At 60.8% G+C, this 11590-nt stretch carries 5 protein-coding genes and 4 pseudogenes; 1 reads left to right on the top strand and 8 read right to left on the bottom strand.

What is annotated here, in order from left to right; genetic code table 11:
• Positions 1–13: 13 nt before the first annotated feature.
• From AB4O12_RS26485 to purL, 3 genes and pseudogenes are all read right to left on the bottom strand, one after another.
• Positions 14–373: a DUF6124 family protein gene (locus AB4O12_RS26485; RefSeq protein ID WP_150636222.1), complete on the bottom strand. Its 360-nt coding sequence runs from the start codon at positions 371–373 to the stop codon at positions 14–16.
• Positions 374–1301: 928 nt separating this feature from the next.
• Positions 1302–1613, bottom strand: a complete 312-nt coding sequence (locus AB4O12_RS26480) for a YqfO family protein (protein ID WP_041479517.1) — start codon at positions 1611–1613, stop codon at positions 1302–1304.
• 5 nt (positions 1614–1618) lie between these two features.
• Positions 1619–5514 (bottom strand): annotated as a pseudogene (purL, locus tag AB4O12_RS26475) (phosphoribosylformylglycinamidine synthase).
• A gap of 285 nt (positions 5515–5799) precedes the next feature.
• Between purL and mltF the strand changes: the two are divergent.
• Entirely contained in the window at positions 5800–7260 is a 1461-nt protein-coding gene (gene mltF, locus AB4O12_RS26470) for a membrane-bound lytic murein transglycosylase MltF (protein WP_024011704.1), read from the top strand.
• Between the two features lie 80 nt (positions 7261–7340).
• On the opposite strand, the gene pdxJ is transcribed toward mltF, so the two are convergent.
• The 5 genes and pseudogenes from pdxJ to lepB all read right to left on the bottom strand — a co-directional run bounded on the left by pdxJ (position 7341) and on the right by lepB (position 11590).
• Positions 7341–8087 (bottom strand): pyridoxine 5'-phosphate synthase, encoded by a 747-nt coding sequence (pdxJ, locus tag AB4O12_RS26465; RefSeq protein WP_095180437.1) that lies wholly within the window; start codon positions 8085–8087, stop codon positions 7341–7343.
• A 39-nt stretch (positions 8088–8126) separates the two neighbouring features.
• A pseudogene (gene recO, locus AB4O12_RS26460) lies at positions 8127–8815 on the bottom strand (DNA repair protein RecO).
• A 166-nt stretch (positions 8816–8981) separates the two neighbouring features.
• A pseudogene (era, locus tag AB4O12_RS26455) lies at positions 8982–9885 on the bottom strand (GTPase Era).
• Positions 9878–10566, bottom strand: a pseudogene (gene rnc / locus AB4O12_RS26450) (ribonuclease III). Before rnc ends, era begins: the two co-directional pseudogenes overlap by 8 nt.
• A gap of 169 nt (positions 10567–10735) precedes the next feature.
• Complete coding sequence (lepB, locus tag AB4O12_RS26445) at positions 10736–11590, bottom strand: signal peptidase I (protein WP_056783094.1); 855 nt, start codon at positions 11588–11590, stop codon at positions 10736–10738.

The following is an 11590-nucleotide window of genomic DNA, read 5'->3' as shown; positions in this document are numbered from 1 at the left end:
CCCAGTGGTTTTTTCATGCCTGAGGATCCACCCGATCCAGCGCTCGATTCACCGCCAGCTCAGCGAGCATGATGATCTGCTGAATCGCCAGCGCCGTATTGCGCTGCGGTCGCCCCAACTGATCAGCGAAATCACTGGCCAGAGTGTTGGCTGAAGCGAGCGATTCACAGGCATGGGCGAGCAGGGTTTCGGTGTCGATTTCCGGCTGGATGAGGAACATGGTGCTGGGCGGGTGCGCCTTGCCAGGCTGCGGGCACAGGTAAAAATCCAGAGCCCGCTTGATCGCTTCGCGGTTTTTCGCGAGGTCGTCGGCGCGGATGGTTTGTTCGAGGGGGGTGGGTTCGTATGGTGGATCGGGAACGATTTTATCCACAATGCTTCTCCTGCTGATGCTGATGGACAGCCATCGATCGCCGGATCTCACGCGGCGGATAGGTGGCAGCTATGTGCGAGGTGAGATCCACCGGAGCAGGCAACCGGCCAGACCGAAGTCTGCCCGCACACAGCCGCCATAAAGCAGGCAGCAGATTGAGCTGGCGCCAATTATCGTGGTGCTGGCGCCAGTTGCAAGCTATCCGGGGATCTCACTCCCGATCGCTGATTCGCAGCGACGGGAAAAGACTAGAGATCGCACGTCCGACGGACAACCTGAAAACCTTGTGGGAAGGTTCTGCGAACTCAGACACTGCTTTAAACACACCCCAGATCGCCACCCTCACCCTAGCCCCTCTCCCAGAGGGAGAGGGGACTGACCGAGTTGTTCAGGCGAGGTACGCCGACGTGAAAGTCCGAGTTGAACTCAGGATTTGCAAACCACACAAAATCGGCCCCCTCTCCCCTCGGGAGAGGGCTGGGGTGAGGGGCAAATCCACAACAAAAATAACGCCGAACACCCGCTCTTCACCACTCAATAGGCCGAGTGTCAGCTCGCCTGCTCTTGATCTTGATCCACCGGCGACGTCGGAAGGCTGAGTGGAGGGATTGATCCGGGCGTGGGAGCGCAGCGACCGTTCGACGAAGTCGAACACAGCGGAAGGAGGTGCAGCGAAGCAAACCGGAGCCGCTGCGCCCGGATCAGTCCCGGAGCGAAGGAACCCGAGCCTGCGAGGGCCGAACGCAGGAGCAAGCCTTTTGGGTTACCTTTTGGCGTTTGAAAAAGGTGACTCGCCGTAAGGGCGAAACCGCCAGCCGCCACACCCGAAGCAACGGATATTCACCCAAATCAAAACAAAACCAAGGCCAACAAAAAACCCGCAGACAATCACTCATCTGCGGGTCTCCCGTTCCAGCAGCAAAGAAGATCAGAAATCCTCCAGCCGCCACACCTCATAAGCCGGCGTCTCATACGGATGACTGAGCTTCAACGCCGCCACAACAGCCACAATCAACTCATCCGCAACAACAAGCTCAACCTTCCATTCCTCAACCCGCTCAACCTGCCCCGCCTGACCGACAAACGGCTGACTGCCGTCCAACGGTCGAAACTGACCAGAGCCAAGCACCTGCCACGCACAGTGGTCATAGTCACCGATCCGCCCACCACCGGCAGCGAACACAGCCCCTTTGACCACCTCGACATGACTGTCAGGAACAAAAAACGCCAGCTTGTACACAGGCCTTAGTTCACCCAGACGCGCGCATTACGGAACATGCGCATCCAAGGAGCATCCTCGGTCCAGTCTTCCGAACGCCACGAGTTCTGCACCGCGCGGAACACACGCTCCGGGTGCGGCATCATGATCGTCACGCGACCGTCACGGCTGGTCAGACCGGTGATCCCGCGCGGCGAGCCGTTCGGGTTGGCCGGGTAGGCTTCGGTGACCTTGCCGTGGTTGTCGACAAAACGCATCGCCACGCAACCGGACAGATCGGCTTCCAGCAGTGCTTCTTCGCTGGCGAACTCGGCATGCCCTTCACCGTGGGCGATGGCGATCGGCATGCGCGAACCGGCCATGCCCTGCAGGAAGATCGAGTTCGATTCCTGGATCTGCACCATCGCTACCCGCGCTTCGAACTGCTCGGAGCGGTTGCGCACGAAGTGCGGCCAGAACTCGCTGCCCGGGATCAGTTCGTGCAGGTTGGACATCATCTGGCAACCGTTGCACACGCCCAGCGTGAAGCTGTCGTTACGCTCGAAGAAGCCCTGGAACGCATCGCGGGCGCGGCTGTTGAACAGCGCCGACTTGGCCCAGCCTTCACCGGCGCCGAGCACGTCGCCGTAGGAGAAACCGCCGCAGGCCACCAGGCCCTTGAACTCGTTGAGGTCGACACGACCGGCGAGGATATCGCTCATGTGCACGTCGATCGCGCTGAAACCGGCACGGTCGAACGCGGCGGCCATTTCCACCTGACCGTTGACGCCCTGCTCACGCAGCACGGCAACCTGTGGCCGGATGCCTTTCTTGATGTAAGGCGCGGCGATGTCCTGATTGACGTCGTAGCTGAGCTTGACGCTCAGGCCCGGGTTGTCTTCTTCCAGCAGCGCGTCGAATTCCTGCTCGGCGCAGTCGGCGTTGTCGCGCAGACGCTGGATCTGGTAGCTGGTTTCGGCCCACTGACGTTGCAGCAGACGACGCTGGCCTTCGAACACGGTGTCACCGTTGAAGGTGATGTTGATCTGGCCATTGTTGATCGGCTGACCGATCACCGACACGCAGTCGCCCAGACCGGCGGCGCTGAACTGCGCGAGGATGTCCGGGGTGGCGTCCTGGCGAACCTGGATCACTGCGCCGAGCTCTTCGTTGAACAGGATCGCGGCGATTTCCGAAGCGGATTCGGCAACGCTGTCCAGGTTCAGGCTCAGACCGCAGTGGCCGGCGAAGGCCATTTCCACCACGGAGGTCAGCAGACCACCGTCGGAACGGTCGTGGTAGGCCAGCAGGTGACCGTCGGCATTGAGGCCCTGGATCACTGCGAAGAAGGCTTTCAGGTCTTCAGCGTCATCGACGTCCGGCGCATGCTTGCCGAGTTTGCCGTGGACCTGCGCGAGGATCGATGCACCCATGCGGTTCTGGCCGCGACCGAGGTCGATCAGGATCAGGTCGGTGGTGCCCTTGTCCATGCGCAGTTCCGGGGTCAGGGTCTGACGGATGTCAGCCACTGGCGCGAAACCGGTCACGATCAGCGACATCGGCGAGGTGACGGTCTTGTCTTCGCCGTTGTCATTCCAGCGCGTGGCCATGGACATCGAGTCCTTGCCCACCGGAATGGTGATGCCCAGCTCAGGGCACAGCTCCATGCCGACCGCTTTCACGGTGTCGTACAAACGCGCGTCTTCGCCCGGGTGACCGGCCGCCGACATCCAGTTCGCCGACAGTTTGATGTCGGAGAGCTTGTTGATCCGCGAGGCGGCAATGTTGGTGATGGTTTCGCCGATGGCCATGCGGCCCGAGGCCGGCGCGTCCAGCAGAGCCAGCGGAGTACGCTCGCCCATCGCCATGGCTTCACCGGTGTAGACGTCGAAACTGGTGGCGGTGACGGCAACGTCGGCCACCGGCACTTGCCATGGGCCGACCATCTGGTCACGGGCGACGAGACCGGTGATGGTGCGGTCGCCGATGGTGATCAGGAAGCTTTTGCTGGCCACGGCCGGATGATGCAGAACGCGTTCGATGGACTCGCTGATGTCGAGGTTCGACGGATCGAAGTCATCGCCCAGCTCGGCTTCACGAACCACCGAACGGTGCATGCGCGGCGCCTTGCCCAGCAACACTTCCAGCGGCATGTCCACCGGGTTGTTGCCGAAGTGGCTGTCGGTGACGGTCAATTGCGGTTCGGCAGTGGCTTCCCCGACCACGGCAAACGGGCAACGCTCGCGTTCGCAGATCGCCTGAAAGCGCTCGAAATCTTCCGGGCCGACCGCCAGCACGTAACGTTCCTGGGATTCGTTGGACCAGATTTCGTGCGGGGCCATACCCGGCTCGTCGTTTGGAATGTTGCGCAGTTCGAAACGGCCACCGCGATCGCCGTCGTTGACCAGTTCCGGGAAGGCGTTGGACAGACCGCCCGCGCCAACGTCGTGAATGAAGCTGATCGGGTTCTTGTCGCCCAACTGCCAGCAACGGTCGATGACTTCCTGGCAACGACGCTCCATTTCAGGGTTTTCACGCTGTACCGAAGCGAAATCCAGGTCTGCCGAGCTGGTGCCGGTGGCCATGGAGGAAGCCGCGCCGCCGCCCAGGCCGATCAGCATTGCCGGGCCGCCGAGCACGATCAGCTTGGAGCCGACCACGATCTCGCCTTTCTTGACGTGCTCTTCACGGATGTTGCCCATGCCGCCAGCCAGCATGATCGGCTTGTGGTAACCGCGCACTTCGTCGCCGTGCGGGGTGGTGATCGACTGCTCGAAGGTACGGAAGTAGCCGGTCAGGGCCGGACGGCCGAATTCGTTGTTGAACGCAGCGCCGCCGAGCGGGCCTTCGATCATGATGTCCAGCGCGGTGACGATGCGCTCAGGCTTGCCGTACGGCACTTCCCACGGCTGTTCGAAGCCTGGATCTGCAGGTTGGAGACGGTAAAACCGGTGAGGCCGGCCTTGGGCTTGGCGCCACGACCGGTTGCACCTTCGTCACGGATCTCGCCACCGGAACCGGTGGATGCGCCCGGGAACGGAGCAATCGCGGTCGGGTGGTTATGGGTTTCAACCTTCATCAGGATGTGCACCGGCTCCTGCACCGCGCCGTACTGGCGGGTTTCAGGGTTCGGGAAGAAGCGGCCGGCAACGTTGCCGACAATCACCGAAGCGTTGTCCTTGTAAGCGGACAGCACGCCTTCGCTGTGCATCTGATAGGTGTTCTTGATCATGCCGAACAGGCTTTTTTCCTGGCTCTGGCCGTCAATGTCCCAACTGGCGTTGAAGATCTTGTGGCGGCAGTGCTCGGAGTTGGCCTGGGCAAACATCATCAGTTCGATGTCGTGCGGGTTGCGCTTCAGACCGTTGAAGGCGTTGACCAGATAGTCGATCTCGTCTTCGGCCAGGGCCAGGCCCAGCTCGGTGTTGGCCTTTTCCAGCGCGGCGCGGCCGCCACCGAGGATGTCGATGGCGGTCAGCGGCTTCGGCTCGGCGTGGCTGAACAGTCCGGCGGCCTGCTCGAGGTTGGCCAGCACGATCTGGGTCATGCGGTCATGCAGCGCGTCCGAAATCAGCTGGGCTTCGGCTTCGCTGAACTGCCCTGCAACATAGAAGGCGATACCGCGTTCCAGGCGCTGGATCTTGCTCAGGCCGCAGTTGCGGGCGATGTCGCTGGCCTTGCTCGACCACGGCGAGATGGTGCCGAAACGCGGCAACACCAGAAACAGACGGCCGGTCGGCTCTTGAACCGGAACACTTGGGCCGTACTTCAGAAGGCGCGCTAGCACCTGCTGTTCGTCGCCGGTCAGGACGCCGGTGACTTCGGCGAAGTGAGCGAATTCAGCATACAGGCCACTGACAGCTGGAACCTTCTGGCTCAGTTGCTCAAGGAGTTTGCTGTGGCGAAAGGCAGAAAGGGCAGGAGCGCCGCGCAGGATCAACATCTTCGGGACAGCCTCGGGAAGGGGTGTGCTTTGAGGCCGTGCATTCTAGCCTAAACCGACCTCAACATCACCCGAAACGCTACGCACGGTTGCACTCGGGTAGCAATCTGTGTTTCTGCCTTCGGGGTCAGGTAAATCGAGCGTTTCAGCATGGCTTATTTTTACTGTAACAAAATGCCCTGAAGGCCCGTATTCAAGGGATTTCGTTCGATTTTGTGATCGCTAGCAGACTAGTCCTACGCTGTCGAGATATGGCGCCCGTGGCCGTTTGCGTATACTGCGCAGATGTTTTTCCCAACGGCTTTGCGTCCGCGATACGCCAAATGGCTGATCGCAACCGGACTCTTCCTGGTGCTCGGTGGCTGTGTTGATAAACCCAACACACTCGAGCGCGTAAAGGAGGACGGTGTGCTGCGCGTGGTTACCCGCAACAGCCCCGCCACCTACTTTCAGGATCGCAGCGGTGAAACCGGCTTCGAATACGAGCTGGTGAAGCGCTTCGCCGACGATTTGGGCGTCGAGTTGAAGATCGAGACGGCCGACAATCTCGATGACCTGTTCAACCAGGTCGGCAAGCCGAACGGCCCGGTACTCGCGGCCGCCGGTCTGGTCAGCAGCGACGAGCGCAAGAAGCAGGTGCGGTTCTCCCACTCCTACCTCGAAGTCACCCCGCAGATCATCTACCGCAACGGTCAGTCGCGCCCCACCGATCCGGCGGATCTGGTCGGCAAGAAGATCACCGTGCTCAAGGGCAGCACCCACGCCGAACAACTGGCCGCGCTGAAACAGAAATATCCCGGTATCGAATACGAAGAATCCGACGCCGTTGAAGTGGTCGATCTGCTGCGCATGGTCGATGAAGGCCAGATTGACCTGACCCTGGTCGACTCCAACGAAGTGGCGATGAATCAGGTGTACTTCACCAACATCCGCGTGGCCTTCGACCTCGGCGACGCGCGCAGCCAGAGCTGGGCGGTGGGCCCGGGCGAAGACAACAGCCTGCTCAATGAAATCAATGCGTATCTGGACAAGGTGCAAAAGAACGGCACCCTGCAACGCCTGAAAGACCGCTACTACGGCCATGTCGATGTGCTTGGCTACATGGGCGCCACCACCTTCGCCCAGCACTTGCAGCAGCGTCTGCCGAAATACGAACAGCACTTCAAGAACTACGCGAAGAAAGAGAAAGTCGACTGGCGCCTGCTGGCCGCCATCGGTTATCAGGAGTCCCTGTGGCAGCCGACGGTGACCTCGAAAACCGGCGTGCGCGGTCTGATGATGCTGACCCAGAACACCGCGCAGGCGATGGGCGTTTCGAACCGCCTCGATCCCAAGCAGAGCATCATGGGCGGTGCCAAGTACCTGGCTTATATGAAAGATCAGCTCGACGATTCGATCCAGGAACCGGATCGCACCTGGTTCGCCCTGGCGGCGTACAACGTCGGCAGCGGCCACCTGGATGACGCGCGCAAACTGGCGGCGAAGGAAGGCTTGAATCCGGACAAGTGGCTGGACGTGAAAAAGATCCTGCCGCGCCTCTCGCAGAAGCAGTGGTACAGCAAGACCCGCTACGGTTACGCCCGGGGTGGCGAGCCGGTGCACTTCGTGGCGAACATCCGTCGCTACTACGACATCCTGACCTGGGTGACCCAGCCGCAGCTTGAGGGCGATCAGGTGGCCGAGGGCAACCTGCATGTGCCGGCGATCGACAAGTCGAAACCGGCGCAAGAGCCCGCCCCTCTTTAAAGCAAAGATCGCAGCCTTCGGCAGCTCCTACAGGGTTATGTGTACACCTGTAGGAGCTGCAAGGCTGCGATCTTTTGATCTTAGCCCTTGAGAGCAGCAGCCAGAATCAGCGCTTTCATTTCCGATACGGCGGACTTGAAGCCCACGAACAACGCATGCGCCACCAGCGCGTGGCCGATGTTCAGTTCGTTGATGCCTTTGATCGCCGCCACGGCCTCGACGTTGTGGTAATGCAGGCCGTGCCCGGCATTGACGATCAGGCCCTGCGCCAGTCCAAACGCCACGCCATCAGCGACGCGTTTGAGCTCTTCAGCCACTTCGGTGGGAGTTTCGGCATCGGCGTAGCGCCCGGTGTGCAGCTCGATGGCCGGTGCACCGATGCGCTTGGAGGCGGCGATCTGGCGCTCGTCGGCGTCGATGAACAGCGACACTTCGCTGCCGATTTTCGACAAGCGCTCGACCGCAGCCCTGATTCGCTCCTCCTGCCCCGCTACATCCAGGCCACCCTCGGTGGTCAGTTCCTGACGGGTTTCCGGGACCAGGCAAATGTGCGCCGGGCGAATGCGCTCGGCGAAAGCCATCATTTCTTCGGTGACGCCCATTTCGAAGTTCATGCGGGTTTGCAGCACATCCTTGAGCAGCAACACGTCGCGCTCCTGGATGTGACGGCGGTCTTCGCGCAGGTGCACGGTGATGCCATCGGCGCCCGCCTCTTCTGCATCCAGCGCCGCTTTGACCGGATCCGGGTAGCGCGTGCCACGGGCCTGACGCAGGGTGGCGACGTGGTCGATGTTCACGCCGAGAAGAATGCGATTGCTGCTGGTCACGGATGCGCTCCTGAATTGAGAGATTCGGCGCACAGCATATCAGGGCTTGCGAAACAGCTCGCGACTGACAAGCGGACGCCCGCCCAAATGCACTGCCAGCGCCTGGCGCATCAGACGCTTGGCCGCCGACAGCGCACCGGGCGCCGACCAGTCGGCTTCGGCCATGGCCAGCAGCTCGGTACCGTTGAACAGGCCGGGTTGCAGCAGATACACCCTTCGAGCCCGGCATCGACTTGCAGGCGATAGAGACCGTCAGCAGCGACGGGCTCACCGTGGATGTCAGTGTTCATCGAGAAGCCGTAGCCGAGATCATCCAGCAATCGCCATTCGAAGGAGCGCAGCAACGGTTCCAGTGGTCGACCTTCGGCCAGCGCCAGCAAGGTCGCGGCGTAATGATCGAACACCGCCGGATGCGGATCTTCGGCAGGCAACAGCCGAATCAACAGCTCGTTGAGATAGAGGCCGCTGAACAGCGCCTCGCCGTTGAGCCACGCAGAGGTGCCAGAACTCTCCATGCGCCCGACATTCTTCAGCTCGCCCTTGCCACGAAACTCGACCTCCAGCGCCACGAACGGCCGCGCCAGCGTCCCGGCCTTGCCCCGCGCACTGCGCAACACCGCCCGCAGCCGACCTTGCGGCGTGAGGAAATCGACCAGTGCGCTGGTTTCGCGATAGGCGCGCGAATGCAGGACATAGGCGGGTTGGGCGGGAGGCGGGTTTTGCGACATTGAGTTCTCGATGAAGAAACGCGGTTTTACATACAACCCAAAACCACTGTGGGAGCGAGCCTGCTCGCGAAAGCGGAGTGACAGTCAACATCAATGCTGAATGTTACATCCTCTTCGCGAGCAGGCTCGCTCCCACAGTGAGTATCGGTGTTCTCGAGATCGCTACTTACAGATCGCCATAACCCAGCGAACGCAGCGCGCGCTCGTCATCGGACCAGCCGCCCTTCACCTTGACCCACAGGTTGAGCATGATCTTGGAGTCGAACAGCAGCTCCATGTCCTTGCGCGCTTCGGTGCCGATGCGCTTGATGCGCTCGCCCTTGTCGCCAATGATGATTTTCTTCTGGCCGTCACGCTCGACGAGAATCAGCGCGTGGATGTGCAAGGTCTTGCCCTGCTGCTTGAATTCTTCGATTTCGACGGTGATCTGGTACGGCAGCTCGGCACCCATCTGGCGCATGATTTTCTCGCGCACCAGTTCGGCGGCAAGGAAACGGCTGCTGCGGTCGGTGATCTGGTCTTCCGGGAAGAAGTGATCATTCTCCGGCAGGTGATCGGCGATGACCTTTTCCAGCGCTTCGAGGTTGTGCCCGTGCTGCGCGGAAATCGGAATGATCTGGGCGTTTGGCAGCTGTTCCTGCAACCAGCTCAGGTGCGGCATCAGCTCGGCTTTGTCTTCGATGCGATCGGTCTTGTTCAGCGCGACGATCAGCGGGCCGGTCACATACTGCACACGCTCAAGCACCATCTGGTCTTCGTCGGTCCACTTGGTGCGGTCGACAACGAAGATCACCACGTCAACGTCTTTCAACGCCGCCGAAGCGGTTTTGTTCATGTAACGGTTCAGGGCCTTTTCGCCACCCTTGTGCATGCCCGGAGTGTCGACGTAGATCGCCTCGGACGTCGCCCTCGGTCTTGATCCCGAGCATGTTGTGGCGGGTAGTCTGCGGCTTGCGCGAGGTGATCGCGAGCTTCTGCCCGAGGATGTGGTTGAGCAGCGTCGACTTGCCGACGTTGGGACGGCCGACGATGGCAACGTAGCCACAGCGAGTTGCGTTTGTATCAGTCATTGCCATTCTCCACGCCCAGGGCAATCAGTGCTGCGGCGGCCGCTACCTGTTCGGCAATACGACGGCTCACACCCTGACCTCGGCTTTTTCATTCAATAAGACCACTTCGCACTCGACGAAGAAGGTACGGCAGTGCGGTTCGCCCTGAATATCCACCACTTCGTAGCGTGGCAGTTCGCAACCGCGCGATTGCAGGTGTTCCTGCAAGCGGGTTTTCGGATCCTTGTTGGTGTCGACCAGCGTCAGGCCTTCGAATTCGCCGGCCAGCCACGCCAGTACGCGCTCGCGGGCGACGTCCATGCCGGCATCGAGGTAGATCGCACCGATCAGAGCTTCGAGGGCATCGGCGAGAATCGATTCACGGCGGAAACCACCGCTCTTCAGTTCACCTGAACCCAGGCGCAGATAATCACCGAGGTCGAAACCGCGAGCCAGTACGGCCAGCGTCTCACCTTTTACCAGCCGTGCGCGCAAACGCGACAACTGACCTTCGCGGGCCAGCGGGAAGCGATCGAACAGCGCCTCGCCAGCGACGAAGTTGAGGATGGCATCACCGAGGAATTCCAGACGCTCGTTGTTGCGCCCGGCAAAACTGCGGTGCGTGAGGGCCAGCAGCATCAGCTCCTGATCCTTGAAGGTGTAACCGAGCTGGCGCTCGAGACGGCTTAGAGAAACGCTCACGGTTTACCCACGCTGAGTTCGTGGCTGGTTTCCACTGCCATCGCCGGGGTACGGCGCAGGCCCGGGACAATTAACGCTGTGTTCAAAAAATAGATCCCGGCGATTGCGAAGCCGATTGTGCCGGCTCCAGAAATGCATTCGGCGCTGTGGTCAACAGCGCCGTGTTTGATTACTTGATCAGGCCGACCCGCGAGAAATTCGGCAGGTGGCTGAGTTTCGGCTCTGGCCAGCTCATCCAGACCGCGAAGGCCTTGCCGACAATATTCTTGTCGGGAACCATGCCCAGCAGATCCTTGGGAATGTTCGGATCATCCCAGTAGCGGCTGTCGTTCGAATTGTCGCGGTTGTCGCCCATCATGAAGTAGTGCCCGGCAGGCACCGTCCACGAACGATCCGGAGTGGCGCGGTAACGGCTCATTTCCTTGCGGATCAGGTGCTCGGCTGCGCCGAGTTTTTCCTGATAGAGCTCCGCGCTGCCCAGCGAACCTGCTTCGGCGCCGGCCATCTTCTCGGCGATCGACTCACCGTTGACGAACAGACGCTTGTCGGCGGTGTAACGCACAGTGTCACCCGGCAGGCCCACCACACGCTTGATGTAGTTGACGTTCGGGTCGCTCGGGTAGCGGAACACCATCACATCGCCGCGCTGCGGGTCACCGACTTCGATGATCTTCTTGTCGATCACCGGCAGACGGATGCCGTAGGAAAACTTGTTCACCAGAATGAAGTCGCCGACGTCCAGCGTCGGTTTCATCGAGCCGGACGGAATCTGGAACGGCTCCACCAGGAACGAACGCAGCACCAGGACGATGAACAGCACCGGAAAGAACGACTTGCCGTATTCAACCAGCAGCGGCTCTTTGTTCAGCTTCTCGACCACCACAGGCTCGGGTTGGCTGACACTGCCTTGATAAGAGGCAATGGCAGCCCGCCGACGCGGTGCCAGGAACAGCAGATCAATCAACGCCAACAGGCCGCAGACGAACACGGCGATGACCAGCAACAGCGGGAAATTTAGCGACAT

This window comes from Pseudomonas sp. S2_A05, from assembly GCF_054668485.1.
This window is presented reverse-complemented; position numbering and strand designations above follow the sequence as displayed.

Bases quoted from the DNA above. Each gene is read 5' to 3' on its own strand.
- mltF (WP_024011704.1), top strand. From the start codon at position 5,800: ATGTTTTTCCCAACGGCTTTGCGTCCGCGATACGCCAAATGGCTGATC.
- lepB (WP_056783094.1), bottom strand. From the start codon at position 11,590: ATGTCGCTAAATTTCCCGCTGTTGCTGGTCATCGCCGTGTTCGTCTGC.